The sequence below is a fragment of the Pelotomaculum schinkii genome (assembly GCF_004369205.1).
In the GTDB taxonomy this organism is placed as follows: domain Bacteria; phylum Bacillota; class Desulfotomaculia; order Desulfotomaculales; family Pelotomaculaceae; genus Pelotomaculum_C; species Pelotomaculum_C schinkii.
On the sequence record NZ_QFGA01000002.1, the window covers coordinates 646509 to 671480 of the forward strand.

General features: G+C 51.8%; 23 protein-coding genes. 1 reads left to right on the plus strand and 22 read right to left on the minus strand.

Going from position 1 to position 24972, the window contains the following annotated elements:
• Position 1: 1 nt before the first annotated feature.
• From nrdR to Psch_RS14110, 11 genes are all read right to left on the minus strand, one after another.
• Positions 2–460 (minus strand): transcriptional regulator NrdR, encoded by a 459-nt coding sequence (gene nrdR, locus Psch_RS14060; protein ID WP_134216648.1) that lies wholly within the window; start codon positions 458–460, stop codon positions 2–4.
• Positions 461–675: 215 nt separating this feature from the next.
• Positions 676–957, minus strand: coding sequence for a YlmC/YmxH family sporulation protein (locus Psch_RS14065; protein ID WP_134216586.1), 282 nt, complete (start codon positions 955–957; stop codon positions 676–678).
• Between the two features lie 653 nt (positions 958–1610).
• Positions 1611–2384, minus strand: a complete 774-nt coding sequence (gene sigG, locus Psch_RS14070; RefSeq protein WP_134216587.1) for an RNA polymerase sporulation sigma factor SigG — start codon at positions 2382–2384, stop codon at positions 1611–1613.
• A 196-nt stretch (positions 2385–2580) separates the two neighbouring features.
• Positions 2581–3288, minus strand: coding sequence for an RNA polymerase sporulation sigma factor SigE (sigE, locus tag Psch_RS14075; protein WP_134216649.1), 708 nt, complete (start codon positions 3286–3288; stop codon positions 2581–2583).
• A gap of 74 nt (positions 3289–3362) precedes the next feature.
• Positions 3363–4280 (minus strand): sigma-E processing peptidase SpoIIGA, encoded by a 918-nt coding sequence (gene spoIIGA, locus Psch_RS14080; protein WP_190258532.1) that lies wholly within the window; start codon positions 4278–4280, stop codon positions 3363–3365.
• Positions 4281–4721: 441 nt separating this feature from the next.
• Positions 4722–5771 (minus strand): cell division protein FtsZ, encoded by a 1050-nt coding sequence (gene ftsZ / locus Psch_RS14085; RefSeq protein WP_190258533.1) that lies wholly within the window; start codon positions 5769–5771, stop codon positions 4722–4724.
• Between the two features lie 84 nt (positions 5772–5855).
• Entirely contained in the window at positions 5856–7001 is a 1146-nt protein-coding gene (locus Psch_RS14090; RefSeq protein WP_190258534.1) for a cell division protein FtsA, read from the minus strand.
• A 75-nt stretch (positions 7002–7076) separates the two neighbouring features.
• Positions 7077–7418, minus strand: coding sequence for a small basic family protein (locus Psch_RS14095; RefSeq protein ID WP_190258860.1), 342 nt, complete (start codon positions 7416–7418; stop codon positions 7077–7079).
• 19 nt (positions 7419–7437) lie between these two features.
• The gene (locus Psch_RS14100; RefSeq protein WP_243124122.1) at positions 7438–8130 is read right to left on the minus strand and encodes a DUF881 domain-containing protein; all 693 of its coding nucleotides are present in this window, start codon (positions 8128–8130) and stop codon (positions 7438–7440) included.
• 12 nt (positions 8131–8142) lie between these two features.
• Positions 8143–8859, minus strand: coding sequence for a DUF881 domain-containing protein (locus tag Psch_RS14105; protein ID WP_345789084.1), 717 nt, complete (start codon positions 8857–8859; stop codon positions 8143–8145).
• Positions 8852–9595 (minus strand): cell division protein FtsQ/DivIB, encoded by a 744-nt coding sequence (locus Psch_RS14110; protein WP_190258535.1) that lies wholly within the window; start codon positions 9593–9595, stop codon positions 8852–8854. Before Psch_RS14110 ends, Psch_RS14105 begins: the two co-directional genes overlap by 8 nt.
• A gap of 391 nt (positions 9596–9986) precedes the next feature.
• Between Psch_RS14110 and Psch_RS21450 the strand changes: the two genes are divergently transcribed.
• Positions 9987–10115, plus strand: coding sequence for a hypothetical protein (locus Psch_RS21450; RefSeq protein ID WP_282432469.1), 129 nt, complete (start codon positions 9987–9989; stop codon positions 10113–10115).
• Positions 10116–10222: 107 nt separating this feature from the next.
• On the opposite strand, the gene murA is transcribed toward Psch_RS21450, so the two are convergent.
• From murA to ftsL2, 11 genes are all read right to left on the minus strand, one after another.
• Entirely contained in the window at positions 10223–11482 is a 1260-nt protein-coding gene (murA, locus tag Psch_RS14115) for a UDP-N-acetylglucosamine 1-carboxyvinyltransferase (RefSeq protein ID WP_190258536.1), read from the minus strand.
• Positions 11483–11496: 14 nt separating this feature from the next.
• Entirely contained in the window at positions 11497–12408 is a 912-nt protein-coding gene (murB, locus tag Psch_RS14120) for a UDP-N-acetylmuramate dehydrogenase (RefSeq protein ID WP_190258537.1), read from the minus strand.
• Positions 12401–13786, minus strand: a complete 1386-nt coding sequence (murC, locus tag Psch_RS14125; RefSeq protein ID WP_190258538.1) for a UDP-N-acetylmuramate--L-alanine ligase — start codon at positions 13784–13786, stop codon at positions 12401–12403. Before murC ends, murB begins: the two co-directional genes overlap by 8 nt.
• Positions 13787–14139: 353 nt before the next feature.
• Positions 14140–15249 carry an undecaprenyldiphospho-muramoylpentapeptide beta-N-acetylglucosaminyltransferase gene (gene murG, locus Psch_RS14130; RefSeq protein WP_190258539.1) on the minus strand — a complete coding sequence of 370 codons (1110 nt, stop codon included), beginning with the start codon at positions 15247–15249 and terminating at the stop codon, positions 14140–14142.
• A gap of 20 nt (positions 15250–15269) precedes the next feature.
• Positions 15270–16373, minus strand: coding sequence for a stage V sporulation protein E (spoVE, locus tag Psch_RS14135; protein WP_134216596.1), 1104 nt, complete (start codon positions 16371–16373; stop codon positions 15270–15272).
• Between the two features lie 53 nt (positions 16374–16426).
• Positions 16427–17782, minus strand: coding sequence for a UDP-N-acetylmuramoyl-L-alanine--D-glutamate ligase (murD, locus tag Psch_RS14140; protein WP_190258540.1), 1356 nt, complete (start codon positions 17780–17782; stop codon positions 16427–16429).
• Positions 17783–18151: 369 nt separating this feature from the next.
• Positions 18152–19141 carry a phospho-N-acetylmuramoyl-pentapeptide-transferase gene (mraY, locus tag Psch_RS14145; protein ID WP_243124124.1) on the minus strand — a complete coding sequence of 330 codons (990 nt, stop codon included), beginning with the start codon at positions 19139–19141 and terminating at the stop codon, positions 18152–18154.
• 14 nt (positions 19142–19155) lie between these two features.
• On the minus strand, positions 19156–20574 hold the full coding sequence (locus tag Psch_RS14150; RefSeq protein WP_190258542.1) for a UDP-N-acetylmuramoyl-tripeptide--D-alanyl-D-alanine ligase: 1419 nt from the start codon (positions 20572–20574) through the stop codon (positions 19156–19158).
• Positions 20575–20593: 19 nt separating this feature from the next.
• Positions 20594–22078 (minus strand): UDP-N-acetylmuramoyl-L-alanyl-D-glutamate--2,6-diaminopimelate ligase, encoded by a 1485-nt coding sequence (locus Psch_RS14155; RefSeq protein WP_190258543.1) that lies wholly within the window; start codon positions 22076–22078, stop codon positions 20594–20596.
• A gap of 181 nt (positions 22079–22259) precedes the next feature.
• Positions 22260–24383 carry a stage V sporulation protein D gene (locus tag Psch_RS14160; protein ID WP_190258544.1) on the minus strand — a complete coding sequence of 708 codons (2124 nt, stop codon included), beginning with the start codon at positions 24381–24383 and terminating at the stop codon, positions 22260–22262.
• On the minus strand, positions 24274–24906 hold the full coding sequence (gene ftsL2 / locus Psch_RS14165) for a cell division protein FtsL (protein WP_190258545.1): 633 nt from the start codon (positions 24904–24906) through the stop codon (positions 24274–24276). Before ftsL2 ends, Psch_RS14160 begins: the two co-directional genes overlap by 110 nt.
• Positions 24907–24972 lie beyond the last annotated feature (66 nt).

Consider the following 24972-nt stretch of genomic DNA (forward strand, 5'->3'; position numbering starts at 1 on the left):
ACTAGCCATTCTTCTTGAGAAGATTTTTTAACTCCTCCATAAAACTTTCAGCGTCCCGGAATTCCCGGTAAACAGAGGCAAAACGGACATAAGCGACCTCGTCAAGCCCGCGCAGGTGGTTCATCACCAGTTCTCCGATATAATGGCTTCTTACCTCCCTTTCAATGGTATTGCGCAGCTCTCTTTCAATCAACTCCACCACAGCTTCGAGTTGCGCAGTGGAAACCGGACGCTTTTGGCATGCCTTGGCCAGACCGGAGAGCAGTTTCTGCCGGTTGAACGCTTCCCTGCGTCCATCTTTTTTTACCACCATGAGCGGCAGCTCATCCACCTTTTCATAAGTGGTAAACCGTTTGCCGCAGCCGCCGCATTCCCTCCGGCGGCGGATCGAATTGCCTTCCAGAGTAGGACGGGAGTCCAATACCCTGCTGTCGGCATAAGCGCAATACGGGCACATCATAGGAATCTCACTCTCCCGGACTGTATTTAACAAACCCTCCGGCCCCGCCCGAAAACACATAATATAGTGGACGAGCCTTTTAAGATTATACTATATATTGATAATAGGCACCCAACGGTAAACAATTCCAAAAAAATAATTTAGGGAGCATATGCTCCCCCACCCAGCTTCACATTTACTCTTTTGCACTTTTGGATTATTTCTTCCCTTCTAATCTAATAATTGATCTTAAACTCATGCCTCGGATCAGAAAAGTTGTTGACCTCAACCAAAATTACATCCATACCTATTTTTTTGATTTTCTCCCACGGAACAACAAGCTCCTCTTCTCTGCCAAGAAAGCCCAGGAACTTGCCGCCGCCACCATCACCAGGCAGGATGAAGGCGGTAACCCGTCCCTCCTCCATGTCTATCTCGATGTCCTTAATCAAGCCAAGCCTTCGTCCATCAACTATGTTAACTATCTCCCGCGCCCGCAGGTCAGATATCTTTACCATCCATGCCACCCCCTATCATATTTATATGTTCAAATAACCTGCATCTGAACAAAAAATAATTTAAGCGGCTAAAAAATAGCCGCCGGTCAAAAGCTACTATGCGATTAAATTTGACACCCGTAGTTACTAGGCGTAAGCCGTAGGGCGTAGGGCACAAGTATATACTGCATCCCTATCGGGTCTATGAAAAATGGCTTTACCTTCATTTTCAGCGATTTCAATCGCACAAAAACTGCGTAGCAGTTTAAGGGATTTCTATTGCATTCCTTGTGGGTCTGTGCGAATGAATTCGTACCTACATTTTAGGCCAAGCTGCTGCGATGCTATGTTTCATAATTAATTCGCACCTTGTATTTTTTGGATTCGCTCTGTGGGCTGAACAGTTGTGCAGCTATTTTCAGGGAAGCAAAAGAACCGTCCCCCTGCTTCCCATTTGTGTAACAAGAGAGTTATACCGACCGCATCTGCAGACTGCCATCTGGCAGCTACGCGCTATTTAAGCTTTGATGCATGCAATGCACGCGCTAAGGAACGCACCCAGGTGCTCCGAAACGCTTTCGGATAACCCCAAGCCCGCAAGTCAAGCCTTTTCGGATGTTTCATTTAATTCGCATCCACATTATTGGGGTATCACTTTATTATTCCGAATAATTTTATATATGCTTGCGCATGTGGCTGAGCGCCGCTTTTTCCAATCGTGAGACCTGTGCCTGGGAAATGCCGATTTCCTCGGCCACCTCCATCTGGGTTTTCCCCTCGTAAAAACGAAGGCTGAGGATTAACTTTTCACGGTCGCTGAGCTTTCTCAGGGCATCCCTGATAGCTATACCCTCCAACCAGTTCAAGTCCTGGTTTTTCTCGTCACTGATTTGGTCCATGACAAAAATCGGGTCGCCGCCGTCATGGTAAATCGGCTCAAACAGGGAAATTGGCTCCTGGATGGCATCCAGGGCAAAAACAACTTCTTCCCTGGGCATTTTTAATTCCACGGCGATTTCATTGATAGAAGGTTCCCGTGAGTGCTTGTTAACCAGTGTATCTCTTACCTGGAGCGCTTTATAAGCGACATCCCGCAGGGAACGGCTTACCCGGATAGGGTTATTGTCTCTAAGATAACGGCGGATTTCTCCGATAATCATCGGCACCGCATAGGTGGAGAACTTTACATTCTGGCTAAGGTCAAAATTATCAATAGCCTTCATCAAGCCTATACAACCAACCTGGAAGAGGTCATCCACGTACTCTCCCCTGTTTGTGAAGCGCTGGATAACGCTAAGTACAAGTCTAAGGTTGCCGTTGATCAACTGGGGTCTGGCGGAGGGGTCTCCCTTGTGCATAGTTTCAAAGAGAACTTTCATCTGGCTGCCTGTCAGTACCGGGAGCTTTGATGTGTTAACACCACAGATCTCCACCTTATTCACCAGCATAAAAGGCTGACCACCTCTTTTTCGTTCTGTATGCGTTTTGCTTCCAGTCACATTATTTCCATGGGAAAATTGAAATATACATTTACTCCGCGCCAAACAAAAACGCCCCGGTTACATGAAAACCGTTAGGCGTTATACTTACCCGGCTTCCTGGAAAAATCAAGCTTGGCCAAGCTCTTCCACCTTTTGACGCCCTTTATTCCATACGGTGAATTTCCTTTTTAAGTCTATTGATGATCCTTTTCTCCAGCCTGGAAATATATGACTGAGAAATACCCAGCATATCAGCCACCTCTTTTTGTGTCTTTTCCATCCCGTTGTTCAAGCCAAACCTGAGCTCCATAATTTTGCGCTCCCGGCCGGTCAGCTTTTGCAGCGCAAGGTGCAAAAGCTTTTTATCAACCTCGTCCTCAATATATTTATAAATAACATCATTTTCCGTACCCAAAACGTCGGACAGCAGGAGTTCGTTGCCGTCCCAGTCAATATTCAACGGCTCGTCAAAAGACACCTCGGCGCGAGTCTTATTGTTCCTTCTCAGGTACATCAAAATTTCATTTTCTATGCAGCGGGAAGCATATGTCGCAAGTTTGATCTTTTTAGCCGGATCAAATGTATTTACCGCTTTAATCAGGCCGATGGTCCCGATGGAAACCAGGTCCTCGATACCCACCCCGGTGTTTTCAAATTTGCGGGCGATGTAAACCACCAGGCGCAGGTTTCTCTCTATCAATATGCTTCTTACCGCCGCGTCGCCTGACTCCAGCCGGTTAATCAGGAAGGATTCCTCATCGGTGGTTAATGGCGGAGGCAGCGCTTCACTGCTACCGACATAAAACACCCTTGGGCGGTAGCCGAGCCTGACCAACAGCCGGAGCACGGCCAGGTATACAAGCCACCTCATGCGGCCAAAGAACCCTAAAGACAAACCAATCCCCCCTAACCAGCACTCAAGCTGAAATCTCAAACATATACCGGTTAACCGGTCAGTTCCAGTACATTTGGTCCTAGCAGAGCGTGATAAGAGCCTTCCGGATCAAGCTTATTACGGTATATGCCCACCACCACACGGCCAGGTCTGGCCAACTTCCCTTGCCTCTCAATAACTACCTCGTCCGGGCGAAAACCCAGCATCATCCCGTTGGCGCGCCCCAGGGATTGAAAGGGCACTGCGCTAAAGCGTGAGCTGAGGCTGCTTTCGCTCAAAGAACCTAAAATGTTCCAGATATCCGCTTCCCCGTCCCGCTCAAGACCGGCCTGGACCTGTTCAGGCAGAAGAGACTTCAGGCTGTTGTACTCCACTACCACTACCGGACTCTGAGTCATGGGGTCCTTTAACTGGTTCCCGGTGTCCAGGAGGGCTTCTACCCTAACCTGCTTGCCTCCGGAATTGATTAAGATAGGAATCCTGAACAGGTTTTCAAATTTGCCTTTTTTGAGGAGCGCCGCAAAACCCCTGCCCGCTGCCCAAAGAGCTATTAGTCCCAATAATATACCCGGCCAAAAATTACCTTCAATTACTTTGCCAATGCCGTCCCAACTTGACAAGCGGCCGGAATTAAGGTAAAAAATTATTCCTATAGCCAGCCCCCCCAGGGTAAAGGAAGCCAGGAAAAAGCACCCCAGACAGGTCAGGAACATCCTGACGGTTACAGGGGAAAAGGCCACCGCTACAATTCCCGCGGAAATAACGGTCTTAAACCATACCGACTGCAGAAAGCCTGCTCCGGGAATAAAGACCGCCAGAGCATATGCAGCCCCCAGCGCCGCCCCGGCAACCAAACGCGCAGTGTGGACAGGAACCCGGCTGAGTTTGGCGGCAGCCCACAGTATGGCATAATTCATAACCAAGTTGCCGAGGAAAACCTGGTCGAGGTAGACCTTATAAACCGGCATCAACTAAGACCCCCGGCCCCAAAAAATAACTGCCTTAAAATATAAATCTTCCTATGCTACCAGTATAATTCTCTTTTTATAACTTTATGACAATCTGGTTATTATTAGAGCCATGTCTATTATAACACCAGGGGCACCTGGGAATTTGTCGTCCCTTGTTTGGCGATCAGTAAATAATTACCATATTGATTGAACACCAACAACCGCCAGGAGTAATAAATCGACAGGATACCTTTTGATGATGCGCTAAAGAGCTGTTATGGACAGATTGAGCTGAAAATAAAAAAGCCTTTCCAAAAGCCGGGAGATATTCCGGCCATTAGAAGGCTTTTTGCAGCTGAAAACAAAGTCACGGCATACCGGGTAATACTCTTTTCATGCTACTGCCAACTCATCCATACATAACATTAGTCCTGTTGCAGCACAAACCCTATGTATTTCTTAGCGGCGCCGCAGAAAGGCAGGGATGTCAAGGTCGTCATGGCTGGAAAACGGCTTAATTTCCAGTTCAACCTTGGTACGATCCTTTTTGGGTACCCGCTGGTCAAAGCCGGTTGCTATCACGGTAACTCTTACTTCCTCTTCCATGCGTTCATCAATTACCGCGCCAAAAATAATGTTGGCGTCGGGATCTGCCGCCTGGGCGATAATCTCCGCCGCTTCATTGACTTCAAACAACCCCAGGGAGGTCCCCCCGGTTATATTAAGTAAAACACCCCTGGCTCCTTCGATGGAGGTTTCCAGCAAAGGGCTGGATATGGAAGCCCTGGCCGCCTCGGTAGCCCTGTTTTCACCACTGGCTGTGCCGATGCCCATCAAAGCTGAGCCGGTTTCCCTCATAATGGTCTTAACATCTGCGAAATCCAGATTAATCAGGCCGGGGACAGCAATGAGGTCGGAAATCCCCTGGACCCCCTGACGCAGGACATCATCAGCGATGCGGAAGGCCTCCACGATGGAAGTGTGCTTTTCGATTACCTGTAAGAGCCGGTCGTTGGGAATGGTTATTAAGGTATCCACCTTTGCTTTTAAGTCCTCAATGCCGCTTTCGGCCTGCGTGGCTCTCTTACGGCCCTCGAAAGTAAAAGGTTTGGTTACCACCCCTACTGTCAGGGCGCCCAGTTCCTTGGCCACCTCAGAAACTACAGGCGCGGCCCCTGTCCCCGTTCCGCCGCCCATACCTGCTGTAACAAATACCATATCAGCGCCTTTAAGAGCCTGCAGGATTTCATCACGGCTTTCCTCGGCTGCCTTCTGTCCAATTTCGGGATTGCCTCCAGACCCCAGTCCCTTGGTAAGTTTGGAGCCAATTTGAATCTTGTGGTTGGATTGGGCCAGGAAAAGCGCCTGGGCGTCGGTGTTAACCGCGATAAATTCCACGCCCTTGAGCCCGGCGTTGATCATCCGGTTTACCGCGTTGTTGCCCCCACCCCCGACCCCTATCACCTTTATGTTGGCAAACTGGTCAAGGTCAAGCTCAAAATCAAGCATACTTTTGTCCTCCTCTGTTATCACTCACCAGGTTTAGTGGTATCTGCAAGGACCCGATTTATTTCATATAACCAACGAGCGGGCTTACAGCCTGCTCCCGTTTTTCATTCTACCCTGCAACCATTTGATCAACCTGTCCATCAATGCGCCTGGTTCACAGTTTGCTGCCAGTCTCAACCCGGAGCCGGTCAAGCGCTGCGCGCCGTACTTAACCAGACCAAAAGCATTGGCCAGGCTGAGACTCAGTGGCTGCCCGTCAACCTGGATGTCCCCTACCCTTACCGGTATCTGAAGTATATTTTCAGCAAACGGGGCAAAACCTCCTAACAGAGGCGCCCCTCCGCTAAAAACAGCGCCACCCGGCAGAAGTCCGGGGTATTGGAAGCTTTTAATCACACTGGCGGTTAAATGCAGGATCTCTGAGAGGCGGGCTTCGATAATCGAATTTGCCAGATCCAACTTATTATCCCCGGACCCGGATAACTCGCAATCACTGAGTATTTCTACCGCCTGGTTCAGGGAAGTATGCAGGCCAATGGCCAAATCACTTGCCAGGTGTTCGCCTCCTACTGGAAAAACCGCAGTTTCCCTTAGCGAGCCCTGGTCAAAAATGCTTACGGAGGTGGTACCGGCGCCAATATCGATGAGGATAGTACCGAATTCCTTCTCCGCCGTCGTTAACAGTGCTTCCCCAGCGGCCACCGGACCGAATACCACATCCTCAACCTTTAAACCGGCCAGGTGGACGGCTTTAGATATATCTTTGATATTGCGGGTTGGCGCTGTAACCACCCTGGCTCCCGCTTCCACCTCAAATACAGACCGGCCAGGGAGGTCTCTGGGGGGAATTAGTTGAAGGGCGCTGTCTCCTTCCGCCAAACCAGCCGGTACAGACTGAAGGCCGTTGCGCTTGCTGCGGCCGGCAGAGTATCTCCCTGGTTTAAGGTCCACCAGGCAGTTCTTTACAGCTGTCGTATCCCCGTTAAAGCTCACATATGCAGTTGATGGCCTGCTGGTCCCGGCATGCCTTTGCGCTTGCTCCAGCGCCTGTAAGATTGCTTTAGCGGCTGCTTCGGGGCTGGTTACACATCCTTTGCTCACACCTATACTCGGAGCTTCCGCCGACCCAAGTATTTGGGGGAAGCCGCTTCTTACTTGCGCGATGACCACAGCCGTCTTCGAAGTGCCTATGTCAAGGCCGGCCAGTGTAATAGGGCTCTTTTTGGCCAACCCGGCAACTCCCGCCCAATCATTACTTGTCCTGTTAAGATTCCACATTGAAAAAAATTTCCCTTTTTATTAAAGTTATTTTTTTAGGAGATAGCGGCGAATGATCGCTAAATTCTGGAACAGCCTTACCCCAAATGCCACTACGGCAGCCAGGTAGAGGTCCATTCCCAACCTTTCCCCAAAAAAGGCTAAACCTGCAGCCAGAAGAGCATTGCTGAAGAAACCGGTAATAAAAATGGTATTGTCAAAATGTTCTTCCATAGCCGCACGGATACCCCCAAACACCGAGTCCAGGGCAGCCAGGGCGGCTACCGACATATACTTGGCATAGGCTTGGGGAAGCACCAGGGGCAGGTTCAGACCCATGGCAACACCTGCCGCCAGGCTGATTAACGCCAGCCAGAGACCTAACCACATCAAAATTACCCTCTCTTTCTTATCTTTGGGTGTGTTTGGCGTAATCAAAACGCAAGGAACCGGTATAGGCCGGCGCCAGCACCCTGTCTTTTGACTGTACTGTAACTGAAACACCGAGGTCGCTTAAGTACTCCGTCAATCCTCCTCTTATCTCCAGACTGCTTTTGAGTGTGCCTGAGGGTCCGATGGCAACCACCTTGTAAGGAGGTGAAAGCCTGGTAAGGTTTACATTGATGTGACTGCCGGCCAGCCGCACCTCACTGGTGGCAAGGATGCGCTGGTCGTTAACAGCGATTGCCTCCGCCCCGGCCCCACGCAGGTCATTCAATACCTTTAATAAGTCGTCGTCTTTGATATTGTAAAAGCTGCCTTCCTGGTTGTCGAGCAAGACCTCAACCCCCTGCCCCTCAACCGGAACCAGGCCGCCATAAAGCTTATTTTTGAAAAGCTCGCTCTCCAGCGCGCCTGTAGCTGCCGTGTGGCTCTTCCCTGCTTCCGCCAGCTTAATTTGCAGGTCAACGGACTCTTCCTTTAACTGGTTGAGGTCTCTTTCCACCTGTTTTTTTTCAATTGTCAGCTCCTGCACCCTGTCAATAGGGACCGCCTGTTCTACACTGCTGTTGGTACGGAATTGCATGGCTATCATTAGTCCCACAAACAAAGCAACCATGCTGATTGATAAATATGTTGTTTTATTCAGAGCTTGTTTCAAAGTCCTTATCTCCTAGACTGCAGCTTTGGCATATTCAAACTTTATTCCGCCGCTGTAGGGCGGTACAACGACCTGCGGCAGTTTTTTAACCGTAACCTGGATGCCCCAGAACTGGAGCGTTTCAGCAACCCCGCCCTTCATCTTCAAGGAACTTTCCAGGGTATCGGGGTTACCAATGGCTGTAATCACGTAAGGCGGCGCCAGACGCTTGTTTTTATTCAGCAGGACGGTAGGACCCGTACACCGGACCTCCGTGGTGGCCAACAGCCTCTGACCGTTCATGGAAATAGCCTCCGCACCGGCTGCGCGGAGTTCGTTGAGCACCCGTAAAACATCTTCATCATGGAGTACATACAGGTTTGGGTCTTGTCCGGGTTTTAAACTGACTATACTGTCGTTTAAGGTAATCTCTACCCCCGGGCCGGTTAATTCAGTAACCCCGGCCTCAATCCTGGCCCGGTCCAGTTCTTCCATGATTTCAGCGGTCTGTGGCAGGGACATGGCTTTATCCAGCTCGGCACGCAGGTTGTCAACCTGTCCCTGAAGAGCGTCCCGCTCATCCTTAGCTTGATTTACCTGGGCAGCAAGTTCTTTTGTTCTTTGTACAGGCTCGGTGCTTTGTATTTCCCGGGTTACCCGGAACTGTACGGCCAACAATACCCCCAGGGCCAACCCAACCGTCATAAGAACCCAATGAAAGGTCTTCAGACTATATCTCCCCCTAATCAAGCTTATAATAGACCACCGGTTTGCCGGCGCAGGACAGGTCGATATAGTTTATCTTATCCTGTACAGCGCGCAGTTCTATTAACAGCTGATTTAAGATATCTCCCTTTTCCTGAATATCTTCAGCCAGACCAAACCGGCACTGCATGCCTTCAATGGTATAGAGTCTAATTTGTCCGTCATTGTCAACATGGACCTCGGAGAGCTCCGCCACGGTCTCACCGGGCAGACCGCTGATAACAGTCAGGGCATCCCCTAACCCCGCTGCATCGACCGCGTCTCCCGGGCTGGGAAGGTTAAAATTAATACCAGTTACCACCGGCAGTCCGGGGGCGCCGGCGTTGGCCTTCTGCAGATAGACACCTTCACCGTCCACCTCGATAAAACCCTCCCCGGTAGGCAAGAGGCCTACCGGCTTTCGCTCTTCCACCCCGATCACCACAGTCGACGGTAGCGACCTGGTCACCTGTACATCCTTGACCAAGGGGATAAGTTTAAGCCTGGCAGCCGCCGCTGCAAGGTCAACTTTAAATATATTGACTCCGGGGGCAATATCGCTGACAGATTTTATTTGATCCTGGTCAAGAAGCTGGTTTCCCTGCACCAGAATACTGCGCACCTCAAAAAAAGGGGAACGCAGCAAAACAAAACCTGTAATTAGTACCAGAAAAATAAAAAAAACACTCTCAAAGATATTCCATCCACGCTGGCGCCTGCGTCCTATCACACTTCCCGACACGACCTTCACACTTTCACAATTATAGGATAAGTCTACTTATATGTAATTATACCAATCGAATGAAACTTGTCCAAGGACATTCTAAAAAAAGAAAGATCCTGAAAATAATAGAATTTAAAATGTTAGGATTATAACTTTACAATTTACAGTAACCTTTATCTGGATTTCTTCATAGCATATGGTAGCAGTGATAGAAGGGGGGCAGTATCAATAGCGGACGGCGCGGGCTTCGGCAACTGGGGCTTTATTATCTTCCTGATTTTCATCCTATTAATTTTCGGAGTCGGCTTCTGGGGAGGAGGCTGTATCTAGGTACTGTGTCCCAGGGTAAAGCTTAGCTCTATATACCGGATTGTGTTACTCTGACTAATATTGAAAGGAGGTTGTTATTATGGCGTTAGGAGCCGCTGGCGGCGCAGGCTGTGCTGGTACTGCCGGTTTCGGCAATTGGGGATTTATCATTTTTCTGATCTTCATCCTGCTGATATTCGGAGTAGGGTTCTGGGGTGGTTGTATTTAAAACTCTAAACTGATTCGCCGGGAAGGCCGCCCCCTGGCGGCTTTCTGTTTTTCGGGAGTGGATTTTATTTCTTCCCCTTGTCCCCAAACCAACTAAAAAAAGAGTCACTAGTTGTGAACTCTAATAATTCTGGCCCCGAGAGCATTGTATTTTAGCTCCAGCCGCTCGTAACCACGGTCGATATGCGCCACGTTTTCGATGACGGTACCGTCCTCGGCTGCCAGGGCCGCCAGCACCAGCGCCGCGCCGGCCCTCAAGTCACTCGCTTCAATGTAGGCGCCGCTCAGCTTTTCTACACCCTTGACAATGGCCGACTGTCCCTCTACCTTGATATCGGCTCCCATTCTCCTCATCTCGCCGACATGTTTGAAGCGGTTTTCGAAAATGGTTTCGGTGATGATGCTGGTGCCATCCGCCAGGCTGAGCAAGGCCATCATCTGGGGCTGCATGTCGGTCGGAAAACCGGGGTAGCTCATGGTTTTGATATCGACGGCCTTAATCTTCCCGTTTCCCTGCACCTTGATCTGGTCCTCACCCACGGTAAAACTGACATTGGCCTCACGCAGTTTTGCCAGCAATGGTTCCAGATGTTCCGGTATAACGTTGGTGACCGTCACGTCACCTTCCGTTATGGCTGCGGCCACCAGATGGGTTCCGGCCTCAATACGGTCCGGGATGACCGTATGCGCCACCGGTTTCAAATCACCTTGCGTGACTCCCTCTATCTTTATGGTATCGGTGCCGGCTCCAACGATCCTGGCGCCCATCTTGTTTAAGAAGTTTTGCAGGTCCACTATTTCCGGCTCTTTAGCCGCGTTCCTGATCGTGGTCACCCCTTCTGCCCGGACTGCCGCCATTAATATATTCTCCGTCGCGCCAACGCTGGGAAGATCCAGATGGATGTCGGCGCCCCTCAGCCGCTCCGCCTCTGCCGTGATATAACCGAACTTTTCTTGGATTTTGGCTCCCAGCTCTTTTAAACCCTTGAGGTGCAGGTTCATCGGGCGGCTGCCGATCTGGCAACCTCCGGGGTAGGACGTCCTGACCCGGCCGAACCTGCCCAAAAGCGCCCCCAGCACCAGGTTGGAAGCCCGCATCCGCCGCATCAAATCTTCAGATATTTCAACTGATTGAATACTTGATGTGTCAACCTCGATCGTATTGCGGTCACAGTTTACTTTTGCCCCAAGGTACATGAGCAGGTCCTGCATCACTGCCACGTCCTTCAGCCTGGGGGCCTCATGGATAACACTTTTCCCGGCATTCAGAATACATGCTGCCAGCAACGGCAATGTTGCGTTTTTGGAACCACTGGTGCGAATAATACCCTTCAGGCGGTTGCCGCCAACTATCATAAATTTCTGCACATTTTCACCTCCGCCTAAACGTCACCTATAATTTGCACTTCCAGCAGCAACTCTACCCCTTTGCGGGCCAGTACAGTTTCCCTGGTCTTATCAATGAGCGCCAGAACGTCCGAGGCTGTAGCCTTACCCAGGTTGACGATAAAGTTCGCGTGCAGGGAAGATATCTGAGCATCCCCTACCCTCAAGCCCTTCAAGCCGGCAGCCTCAATCAGCCTTCCCGCCGAATCACCCGGCGGGTTTTTAAAAACGCTGCCGGCATTGGGCAGTCTTAGCGGCTGGGTCGACAGGCGCCTGGCTACAAACCTCTCCATTTCTTCCTGGATTAGTTGTTTTTCCCGTGGATAACAGGCAAACCTGACTTCAACCACAATCGCAGGCTCCTGTTGCAAATCACATGAACGGTAACGAAAATTCAATGCTTCCCCAGTTCTGTGGAACAATCGTCCTTCTAAGTTTAACAGCAGCACCTCCCTAACCAGGGCGCCGACCGAAGAGCCGTTGGCTCCGGCATTCATAACCACCGCGCCGCCAACAGTGCCTGGTATTCCCGCTGAAAACTCCAGCCCCCCCAGGCCACTGTCCCTGGCTGCCGCAGCAAGCGCCGAGAGTTTAGCTCCCGCTTCAGCCACGACATCTTTTTCAATGATGGAGACTCTGGCCAGGCCGGAGCCAATCTTTAGCACAATACCCCTGATTCCTTTTTCGCTAACCAACAGGTTGGAACCGTTCCCGATTACAGTCAGCGGAACTTTACGCCGGTTGGCGAAAGAAACCACAGACTGCAGTTCCTTACGGCCTTGGGGCTCAATAAAATAATCGGCAGGTCCCCCGATACGCCAGCTGGTATGCTTGTTCATGGGTTCCCCGATCCTTACGCGACCGGATACAAGTTTCTGCAGCTCCCGGTATACTAAGGTATCAACCAATTTTTTGACGCTCCTTTAACCTGTTGACCAGTTCAACACCTGCATTCCATATATCGCCGGCGCCCATGGTCAGGATCATATCCCCAGGCCGGGCTGTCCGAGCCAGATAGTCTACGATCTCCTGCCTGGTTGGCAGATGAATGACTTTACGGCCCTCAAATTTTTCGATAGCGGTTATGATTATATCTGCCGTCACCCCTTCAATGGGTTGCTCACCGGCGCTGTAAATATCGCTCACGATAATCACGTCGGCGTCTGAAAAAGCTTCGCCGAAGCGCTCACCAAGAATTGCTGTTCTGGTGTAGCGGTGAGGCTGAAAGACACCAATCAAGCGCCCGGTTTTCAGCTGCCTGGCTGCTTTGAGGGTGGCCTTTATTTCAGAGGGGTGATGGGCATAGTCGTCAATAACCTTGACGCCGCCGACCTCACCTGTAAGTTGAAATCTGCGCCCGGCTCCCCGGAAGTTACTGAGGGCAGCAGAAATACCCTCAAAGGGAAGACCCACGAACCTTCCCAGCGCCACTACAGCCAGCGCGTTCAAGAAGTTGTGACGTCCCGGCACACGCAGTTCCAGGTCGCCTAAATAGCTGTTGCGAAAATACACTTCCCCTATTGTAAGCTCTCCCACCATACGCAGGTTTCGCCCGGTATAATCCGCATCCGGATGGTCCAGAGCGTAGGTCTGGCAAGGACCATTGTAGCCTGCCAGCAGTTCTCTTATTCTGGAATCATCAAGACAGACCACCGCCAGCCCCTCTGCAGGAACCTTGGCGATAAATTCACGAAAAGCGGTTTCAATATTCTCGACGCTTTTATAATGGTCCAGGTGGTCGTCCTCGATATTGGTAATAATTTCAATAAAGGGATCCAGCTTTAAAAAAGATCCGTCACTTTCGTCCGCTTCGGCAACCAGGTATTCTCCCCCACCCAGTTTGGCGTTGCCGCCAATTTCTTTCAATTCGCCTCCAATAATAACGGTGGGATCCAGATGATTTTGCTCCAGAACCAGTGCGGCCATGGAAGTTGTAGTGGTCTTTCCGTGGGCGCCGGCTATAGCAATACCCTTTTGACGCTGCATCAACCATGCGAGCATTTCACTGCGGTGCAGAATGCGGAGCCTTCTTTCCCTGGCCTCCAACAATTCCGGGTTGCTGAAGGGAATGGCAGTGGATGCTACAACCAGGTCGGCGTCACCAAGATATTCACCAGCATGCCCTCTAAAGCAGGTCGCCCCAAGGGCTTCCAAACTCTCGGTGGCGGTTGAACCTTTCAGGTCCGAGCCGGTTACCCGGTAGCCCAGGCCAAGCATAATCCTGGCTATGCCGCACATACCGGAGCCGCCGATCCCGATAAAATGAACATGCTGCGCTTGTTGCACTGATTACCTCTCCTCCCTTGTGGCTCAATTCCCTTGTCGCCGCCGGCCATCATTATATCTATTTAGTGGAAAAATGGCTGCTAGCGCTGTATTTCATAAATATAGTATGCATAGCTCCAAAAAGGTGTTACAGACGTTAATTTGGAGCTTGTCCCCAGGAATAAACTCACCTTGTGCGCGACCTATGACTCAATAAGCTCATATTCGTCCACAACAATTCTATTCGACCTCCGGGGTAGTACCATATGCCTGATGCAGCGCAGCTATTCCCGGGTAAGTTGTCCACACCGCCGGCGGCGCCGCGTATTATGAAAACACCACACCTGCATTTGAGCAACAGTGCAGCGGCCTGGTTACCTGACAAGTTCGTCAACACAGTCGATGATATCCTCCAGAGCGCGGGTTTTGCCCATCTTTCTGCTGGCTTCAGCCATGGCCGCCAGTTTGCCCCTGTCCTCCAGGAGCCCGGCGATCCTAGTGCAAAGCAAGTCCCCGCTCACTTTGCGATCCAAAAACATAAGCGCGGCTCCCTCTTTTTCAAGGGCCAGGGCGTTATGTTCCTGGTGATTTTCAGCCGCAAAAGGATAGGGGACCAGGATCGAAGGAATACCCAGGGCAGTAATTTCCGCACAGGTGGCAGCGCCTGCCCTGCTGATAACCAGGCCTGCCGCCGCCAGAGCATCCTGCATGCTGTAGAGGTAAGATATAATGGTAACATTCCCAGTTTTAGCCAGGTCTATACCTTTAGCGGCGCAGTCCTCCAGGAACTCCTCGTATCCCGCGCTCCCGGTTACGTGCAGGATGCTTAGCCGCGGATCTCCACCGAACTGTTTGATTACATCAACCATAGCTTTATTGAGAGTGCGGGCGCCGCGACTGCCGCCAAAGGAGAAGAGCAGAAAACGATCGGCGCCGATGCCCAACTTCTTCAGGCCTTCCGGCCTGGTTGCGCGCAATATTTCCGGTCGAACAGGCAGGCCGGTAAGAATCACCTTATGAGACCGGGGAAAATATTTAACAGATTCTTTAAAGGTAACCGCCACCCGGTCCACAAACCTGGCCAGGATACGGTTGGTTACCCCGGGCAGCGCGTTTTGCTCGTGAATTAAAGTCGGTATTCTACTTAAGGCAGCTGCCAGGACCACCGGCCCGCAGACATAGCCGCCGGTACCGATTACCACATCCGGCTTCCAGTTGCGCAAGGTCCTGGCCGCCTGCCAGAAACCGAGCCCGGTCCGCCATAACACCAGAAAATTCCGCATTGAGAGTTTCCGCTCCAGCCCGGCCCCCGCCAAACCTTTAAAAGGAAGCCCCTCCTTGGGAACGATATCCGCCTCCATGCCCTGGTTATTTCCGACATAGAGGATTTCCGCCTCCGGATGTCTTTCTTTAAGCCCCCGGGCAATAGCCAGGGCGGGGTAGATATGACCGCCGGTGCCCCCGCCCGCAACAACAATTCGCAATGTTTTCACCACCCGCGCCGTCATCTTGCCCTGCTGAACTTGGAAATATTAAGAAGAATGCCCACCCCTGTCATGGTGAACAGCAGGGAGGTGCCGCCAGAACTGATAAAGGGAAGGGGGATACCGGTAACAGGCAGTGACCCGGTTACCACTCCTATATTAATGATGGCCTGGACTCCCACCCAGGCAGTAATACCGGTTGCCAGCAAACAGGCAAAAGGGTCCTGGGAAGTCACTGCAATTTTCAAGCCTCTCCATACAAACAAAGTAAATAGTATGATTACCAGGGCAGCTCCGATAAAGCCAAGTTCTTCAGCGGTGATGGCAAAGATAAAGTCGGTGTGGTTCTCGGGCAGGTAGAGAAACTTCTGTTTGCTCTGGCCCAGGCCCAGTCCGAACAGGCCTCCGGAGCCGATGGCATAGAGCCCCTGAATAATATGGAAGCCGTCGCCCTGGGGGTCCGCCCAGGGATCCAAAAAGGCCAGAAAGCGCTTCAACCGGTAGGGCTCCATAATAATCAACAAGCCAACGGCGGCAAGGCCGGCCAGCCCGATGCCGCCCAGGTGAGACATTCTGGCGCCGGCGGCAAAAATCATGACAAATACAATACCGCCCAGTGAAATGGTGGTACCCAGATCGGGCTGCAGCATGATCAGGATTGCTGCCAGCCCCAAAACACACATGTAAGGCAGGACCCCTTTGCTGAACTGCTTGACCCGTTCCTTTTGTCGTGACAAGCCATAGGCCGTGAAGAGGATGACGCTGAGCTTGACCAGTTCGGCCGGGGCAAAAGGCAGCGGTCCTATACCAATCCAGCGGCGGGAACCGTTAACCTCGCGGCCAATCCCGGGGACCAGGACCAGAGCCAGCATGATAAAGGAGACGACCATAAAAGGGATCACGTACTGCTTGAGCCGTTGGTAGTCATAATTTGACATGATATACATGGCGGTCAAGCCCAGCAAGGCCCATAACAATTGCCGCTTAAAGAAATAAAAGCTGTCATTATAATAAATCAGGGTACTGTACTCGCTGGCGCTAAAAACCATAATAACACCAAGGCTCACCAGACTCAATACCGTTAAAAAAAGAAGAAAATCCGCCGAACTTTTTTTAGGCCGCATGCTTCCTTAAGCCCCCTTCCCCTTTTCGTTTCCGCTCAGGTCCCAAATATTACCTATTTAAAACCCAATACGACCTCCTTGAACAGGTCCCCTCTTTCTTCAAAGCTCTTAAACATATCCCAGCTGGCACAGGCCGGCGATAAAAGAACAATCTCGCCGGGCCTGGCTGCCTGGTGGGCCAGGACCACAGCATCCTTAAAGTCATTCGCATAGAGAATGTTGTCAAAACCCCTGGCTCTGGCAGCATCAGCGATAGCCCCCGCGCTTTGCCCCAGTACCACCAGCACTCTGGCCCGTTCCTTGACTTTTTCAGCGAAGCTGCCGAAATCGCTGCCTTTGTTTTTCCCCCCCGCAATCAGCACGATCTTTTCCGGGTAGGCTTCAAGCGCCTTGATCGAGGCATCGGGATTGGTACCTTTGGAGTCATTAATGTAACGTACCCCATTGATGTCGGCAACGAATTCCAGGCGGTGGGCAACTCCCTTAAACGTTTTCAAAGTATGTGCCAGGGAAGTGGTCGCCACCCCCAGAGACTTGGCCGCGGCAACCGCCGCCAGGGCGTTTTCAAGGTTATGAGCGCCGGGGATGCCAAGTTCATCCTGCCCGCAGATATACTCCTCGACCTCGCCAAGCCTGGCTGTGATTCGACCTTCTTTTACGTAAACACCCTCCGGAACCGCTGTGCGCCGGCTGAAAAAGATCACCCGGGCGCGGGTACTGCCGGCCAGGGCCGCCGTTCGCGGGTCATCGTAATTTAATACTGTAAAGTCGCCCGCTTCCTGGTTCGCAAATATTTTGGCTTTGGCGTCCACGTACCCTTCCATCGTTATGTGGCGGTCAAGGTGGTCGGGGGTGATGTTAAGAACCAGCGCCACCTTAGGCTTAAAAGTATTTGTAGTTTCCAGCTGGAAGCTTGATACTTCAGCCACGATCATATCCTTCGGACCGTAACGCTCCACCTCCGTAACCAGGGGCGTACCGATATTCCCCCCCACCAGTGTGTTTTTGCCTGCATTTCTAAAGATTTCACCGAGCAAGGTGGTAGTGGTCGTTTTGCCGTTTGTTCCTGTAACAGCAACCAGCGGCGCACTGCTGAAACGGTAAGCCAGTTCCAGTTCTCCGGTCAACTCAATGCCATGCTCTAACGCCAACCGGGCAGGCTCTACCGTCAGAGGGACACCTGGACTCATAACCACCAGGTCAAAGCTTTCCCGCTTAACTTCCGGGTATCCTCCCAGGGAAAGATTCACCCCGGCTGCGGCCAGCCGGTTCAGTTCCCCTCCCGGGTAAGCCGGATTAAAAGAATCGGCCAGCACCACTGCGGCGCCTTTATTTGTCAGGAAATGAGCAACCGCAAGACCGCTTTTTCCTGCGCCAACCACCAAAACCCGTTTATCTTTAAGCTCCATTTAATATCGCCTCTCAGATTATATGATAAATGCTGAATTTATTGCTGTTTATAGTAAAGTATTTGCTGATCATTGTTAACTGGTTCTCGAAAAGCCTTATGCGTAGTGGTCTTGGGGTTATCCTCCGCTCGCTTCGCAATTCTCCATTTGTGAAACAAAACATCATGCCAACCGCATCTGCAGACAGCCATCCGGTAGCTACGCGCTATTTAAGCTTTTCTGCAAGCTACGCACGCGCTAAGGAACGCACCCAGGTGCTCCGCTCGCTCCGGAAAACCCCAAGCCCGCAAGTCAAGCCTTTTTGAGCAATACTCTTAGACAGGCGAGACAAATTATGTGAAATATGTCTCCCCATTGTCAAACCCTGGTCTAGGGTGAGCCTAGCCTGTACAACCCGGCCAGTCCAGTTATCCCCAATAGCAGTGTTATCACCCAGAAAGTCAGCACCACTCTGTTTTCACTCCAGCCGCCGAGTTCAAAATGGTGGTGTAGCGGGCTCATCCGGAAAATCCTGCGGCCCGTGGTCTGGAAGGAAATAACCTGGATGATCACTGAGAGTACTTCAACCACAAAAATCCCGCCGATAATCACAAAGAAAAGCTCGCTCCGGGTGACTACCGCCGCAGCGCCCAGCCCCCCGCCCAAAGCCAGGGAACCGGTGTCACCCATGAATACCCTGGCTGGATGGCGGTTGTAGAATAAAAAGCCCAGGCAACCGCCGGACAATGCCGCCATAACTGCCGCCACCCCGTATTTGTCAACCTTTAAGGCAATCAACATCATTGCCGCTGCCGCTAAAAGGCTCGTACCTGCCGCCAGCCCGTCCAGCCCGTCAGTCAAGTTGACTGCATTAGCCGTTCCGACCACAACCAGCAGGGTGAAGGCCAAAAAGGGCCACCAGCCCAGTTCCAACTGGATACCCCCGGACATGAAATAACCTGAAAACGGCAATACCAGGGCCGTACCCCGGTCCCACCAAAAGACAACCCCATAAGCCAGAAGCACTGCCAGGATTATTTGCCCCAGCAGCTTTTCCCTTGCTCTTAAGCCCAGTGACCTCCTCAGTACTATCTTAATATAATCATCAAGAAAACCGATTAGACCATAGCCCAGAGTTATCGCCAACACAACCAGGGCATCGACCCGCTCCGGCGCTATTAGAAGAACCGCGACAAAAATTCCCGCCAGAAAAATAATCCCGCCCATAGTCGGCGTACCTGCTTTTTGCAAGTGCCTGGAAGGCCCGTCCGAGCGGATGTTCTGGCCAAACTTCAGCCTTTTGAGCCAGGGGATCAGCAGCAAGCCCATAGCCAGTGTAACAACCAGGGCGATGGCGAACGCCTTCCCTAAAAATTCCATTGATGCCTCCATGCTTAATTGTCGGTAATAATTGGAGCTCCTGGTCCGGATAAGCTCTGGGAGCGTTCCAAAAGGCGCTGGACAAACCTCTCCATTTTCATGCCTCTGGAACCCTTGACCAGAACCACATCCCCTTCCTGCAGCAGCCCTTCCAGTATTTTCACCGCGCTATCGTAATCCTGGCGCCGGAAAACCTTTTCCGGCGGGAAACCGGCGTCGACCGCTCCCTCTCCAATATGGCCGGCGAGTTCTCCTACAGTTATAAGATAGTCCAGGCCCAGCGCGGCGGCAGTTTCTCCCACCTCACGGTGGCCTCCCCGGGCCCGCGCGCCAAGTTCCAGCATGGACCCCAGCACAGCTACCGTGCGGCGGCCTCCGGCCAAATCCTTCAATACACCCAGGGCCGCCCTGGTTGATGCCGGGCTGGCGTTATAGGCGTCATTGATTATTTTAAGGCTGCCGCCTTCAATGACCTCCAGCCGCATTCCGGTCAGAGTTACTGAAGATAGACCACCGGCAATCTCCTCCACTGTAAGGCCCATTTCCAGGCCTACGCCAATTGCGGCCAGCGCGTTCATTACATTATGCCGGCCGGGCAGCGGCAGGTAAAACTCCCGGGTCTGACCGCCAATAACGGCGTTAAAACGGCTTCCCGTACCTTCGGCCCTAATATTTTCGCCTCTGATCTCAGCAGGTTGGTCAATCCCATAATAAATCACCTTGCCCCGGCACCGGCCCGCTTCCCGTTGAATAAACGGGCTTTCGGCATTCAGGACGGCAAACCCGACGGAAGGAATTTGCTCAAGGATTTCACCTTTGGCTTCAGCGATATTGCTCAAAGTTCCCAAAAGTTCCAGGTGGGTTTCATTGATGTTGGTAATTACAGCTCCCATTGGCCTCGCGATTTCACAGAGGGTGTGAATTTGTCCCGGCCCACGCATGGCCATCTCCACCACCGCCGCCTCATAGCTTTCATCCAGTTCCAAAAGCGTTAGTGGAAGTCCGATTTCATTGTTAAAGTTGCCTTCGTTTTTCAGAGTGCGCAGGCGTGCGCCTAAAACCGAGGCAATCATGTCCTTGGTTGTAGTCTTGCCGGTGCTCCCGGTAACCCCCACCAGAGACGCTCCGGACCGCTGCCTGTTATAGGCGGCCAGGGACTGCAGAGCAGATAGAGTATTCTCCACCATAACCACCGGCACACCGGGGGGCAAATCCTCCAGGCGACTTACCACCAATCCTCCGGCCCCGGCTGCGACGGCCTGAGACAGGAAGCTGTGAGCATCGTACCGCTCCCCAACCAGCGCGAAAAACAGGGCGTTTGCTCTCATCTTACGGGTATCGGTGGCTACCGAAGTAAAAACAGCCGCAGGGTCTCCCTGCATCACCCTGCCCCTTAGGACTGACGCTATTTCTCTAATGGAAGTTGAGATCAAAACAGGTTACCTCCCGGCTTTAAGCCTGCAGCGCTCCCAAGGCGGCCGCCGCCTCACTGCGGTCATCAAAAGGATACTTTTGCGTACCTATGATTTGGTAGTCCTCGTGGCCTTTACCGGCTATAACCACCACATCACCCTTTTGGGCCATTCTGACAGCCAGTTGGATGGCGCGGCGCCGGTCCGGTTCAACTGTATAGCTGTTATTCTCCGCCACGGGCTCCAGTCCTTTTTCGATATCCCTGATAATGTCCAGCGGCGCCTCCGTACGCGGGTTATCTGAAGTAACCAGCATGTAATCACTATAACCGGCCGCTATCCGGCCCATCAGAGGGCGCTTGGTACGGTCGCGGTCACCGCCGCAGCCGAAGACTGTAATCAGCTTGCCTGTCGTGATTTCGCGCGCGGTCTTTAAGACATTCTCCAGGCCGTCCGGTGTGTGGGCATAGTCTACAATAACTGCAAAATCCTGACCCGCGTCAACCAGTTCAAAACGGCCGGGGACACCCGGCATACCTTCCAGGGCTTTCTTGATAACCTCCACAGGTATACCCATTGCCGCACAGGCGGTAAAAGCAGCCAGGGTGTTGTACACGTTAAAAAGTCCTGTTATTCGCAAATCCAGGGGACAGCGGCCCCATTTTCCGGTAACGGTAAAACTGACCCCTCTGGCGCTGACATCGATATCCTCCGCCCGCACATCTGCGGAAGTTTTAATCCCATAGGTATACACCTCAACACCAGCTGCGGCCTCGATGATGGAACCGGCGTAAGCGTCGTCGGCGTTGACCACCGCGCATTTACCTCTCTTGGCTCCGGGTTCCGCCAGTTTGCGAAACAAGGCTTGTTTCGCTTCCAGATAACTTTGCATATCAGGGTGAAAGTCAAGGTGGTCCTGGGTCAGGTTGGTAAAGACGGCCGTATCAAATTCACAGCCATCCACACGGTGCAGGGCCAGAGCGTGGGATGATACTTCCATCACACAGTCACTCACCTGTTCTGTCGCCATCTCGTGCAGGAGTTCCTGCAGGTCCGTGGATTCCGGAGTGGTATGACTAACCACCAGTTTTCTGGCGCCGATACGGTTGTGAATTGTACCGACCAGACCGGTTTTACGGCCTGCCTCGTCAAGCACGGAGGCAATCAGGTTGGTCGTGGTGGTTTTGCCGTTCGTCCCCGTTACACCAACCATTCTCATATTGGTGGAGGGGTTGCCGTAAAAGCTGGCTGACATTAACGCCAGCGCCTGTCTGCTGTCTGCGACAAGCGCCCAAGCTACGTTTGGCGGTACGGTAACAGCTTTCTGCGCCACCACAGCGACCGCTCCCTTTTCCACCGCCTGGGGTATATATTCGGCGCCGTCATGCTTAAAGCCCTGCACCGCGACAAACAGAAAACCAGGCTCAACCTTACGGGAATCATAGGTTATACCGGTAAGCACTGTATTCTGGGGACCATCCGCGGCATGGACCTCGACCGATTTAAGCAATTCCTGAAAAAGCACGTTGTCGCCTCCTAACTTTTAAGCTTAGAGCTATCAGTTACATATGATATACTATTATTTCCATCTTCAGTTAAATTATTCCAACTACGATATCCACTGTTATAGTTGAAGAGGATGGCCCGTTTCCTGATCGAAACCCGGCCAACCTCTTGGTATCATAAAACCGTCTATTAGATATTGTTTAATCGTGTAATTCCTGGGGTTGAAAATCCACCGTAATAGTTGTCCCTTTGGGCACCCTGGCGCCAGGCGCCTCTTTTTGCCCCACAGCAATACCACTGCCGGCCGGATTCAGGTGCAGGCCCAGTTTTTCCAGGATACCGCCGGCCTCTTTGATGGTCAAACCTTTCAGGTCAGGTACGGTAACCTGGTCTGCCGGAACAGCCTCGGGCGGGTTCAGGTTGAGAATTACTGTGGTTCCGCTGAGCACCTCGGCGCCTCCGTTTGGCACCTGTTTGTAAACAATATTCCCTTCACCCTGCACTTGTACGGCCAAACCGCTGTTATTCAACACCTTTTTGGCGTCTTCCAGCGGGTAATTAACTACGCTGGGCACAGTAGTTTTCAGTTTGGGCTCTTCAAAAATAAAGGGAGAATTCGGCTTCTCCAGAGCCGGCCTTTCAGGTACCTTCATGTAGCGCAGGGTGTCTGAAGCGATGGCTTTGAAAACAGGAGCGGCTACCTGACTCCCGTAATAGTTACCCCCTTGGGGCTCGGCGACCATCACCAGGCAGGCCAGTTGAGGGTCGTCGGCGGGGGCAAAACCCATAAAAGAAGCAACATATTTACCGTCGGCATAGCCGCCTCTCTCAACAACTTGAGCCGTACCGGTTTTTCCCGCAGCCCCGTACCCATCCACGAAAGCGTTCCGGCCGGATCCTTTAAGGACTACATTTTTCAGAAGGCCCATCAAGGTCTGGGCGGTATTGTTCGAGATCACCTGCCGGACAGGCTCAGGCTTAAATTCCTTGACAACTTTGCCATTCACATCGGTAACTGCTTTAACCAGGGTCGGTTTCAGCAGAAGGCCACCGTTGGCAACAGCCGACGCGGCGGTTATCAGCTGAATGGGTGTCACGGCAATGGACTGGCCAATGGACATGGTGGCTATGTTTAGGTCGGTAGCTTCATTCTCAGGGATCTGGATGCCAACTGCCTCGCCGGGCAGGCAGATCGAAGTCTTGTCGCCAAGTCCAAAGGCGTTAATATACTTATAAAATTTTTCCTTGCCCAGGTTTAAGCCTACTGTTACGAACCCCGGGTTGCATGAATTTTGCACTACCTCTTCAAAAGTCTGGGAACCGTGCCCCCCATCATACCAACAATGGATCACGCGGTCCGCCACCTTGATATAGCCGGGATCAAAGAAGGTGTCGGATGTCCTTACCGCCCCCTCTTCCAGTGCGGCTGCAGCGGTTATAATTTTGAAAGTGGAACCCGGTTCATAATTATAATAAATGCTGGGGTTGTGATCCCAGACATCCTGGGGATAATTCCGCCAGTCTCCGGGATTAAAAGTCGGCCGGTTGCCCATAGCCAATATTTCGCCTGTTTTCGGGTCCATTACAATGATCACCGCCAGCTTCGGGTGATGCTGTTCAACGATCTTGTCCAGTTCTCTTTCGACAAAAAACTGAATAGTTTGGTCAATCGTTAGTACCAGATTATTGCCCGGCACAGGTGGGATGAACTGGTGAAGCGCCTGGGGAATGTTATTGCCCACGGCATCTTTTTCAATAACAATACGTCCCGGCGTACCTTTTAACTCATTGTCGTAGACGCTTTCCAGCCCGGTCAGACCTTGGTTGTCATCACCGGCAAAACCCAGGACATGGGCAGCCAGGTTCTCCTGGCGGTAAAAGCGCTGATTCTCTTCCACCAGTTCAACACCGCTAAGATCTAAGGCTTTTAAGTTTTGGGACGACTGGTAATCAATTCGCCTTTTGAGCCAGACAAAGCCCACATTTTGAGTGAGCTTCTTGTAGACATCCTCCTTATCCATACCAAGGGCCAAGGCAATATTGTCGGCCGCAGCCCGTTTGTCCTCAATTTGGGGGGGGAAGGCGTAAGCGGAATCAACACTGACACTGGTTACCAGTTCCTGACCGTTGCGATCAAATATGGTCCCCCGCTTGGCTTCCACCGGAACATCCCGCATACGAACCTCAAGAGCTTCCTGCCTGAGCCGGTCTCCTTCAACAAGCTGGAGCCAACCCAGTCGAACGATTAAAATAAGAAACATTCCTCCCGCTATCAGAAAGAGTCCGGTTATTCTTTTCCGGATTAAGAGATTCGTTGTTTGCATATGTTACCCCCTTGGAGCCTGCCCCGATGTTACGACCCGGCCAGGTCTTGTTTTCCAACCGGTTAACAAGCTCGTTGAATGCTCTGACCAGAAGGCTCCCGCTATCACCGGTAAGGGGGCTGCCGGCGGCTTTCGCACCGGCATCGGGCAGCGGCTGCGTCTTATCGGCAACAGCCAGCATAAGGACATTGCTGCTGTCCGGCTTGACCATTCCTAGTTTATTGACTGCCAGCGTCTCGACCCGATCCAGCGAAGCCAGTTGTTGGACTCTCTCATCCAGGTCATGGTTTTCCACCCTTAAGACGGCCAGCTCTTGTTGCAAACTACTGATCTGATACCCAAGCTTGAATACTCTGGCTTGAAAATATGTGATCATGATACCAAGGGCAAAACCCAATAAAACCATCCCAATCAGCAAAATCTTGGGTCCCCTTGACGAGCGCTTGAGCCTGCGATTTTTTTTCGGTCTGGGCCGGTCCGCTGACAACCCGTAGAAGCCTGTCTTATCCTGAGCTACGATCAATATTATTCAACCTCCGGAGTGAATAGAACTTCAGCCAAGGTAGATTGTTCCATGATCGTCTTATAG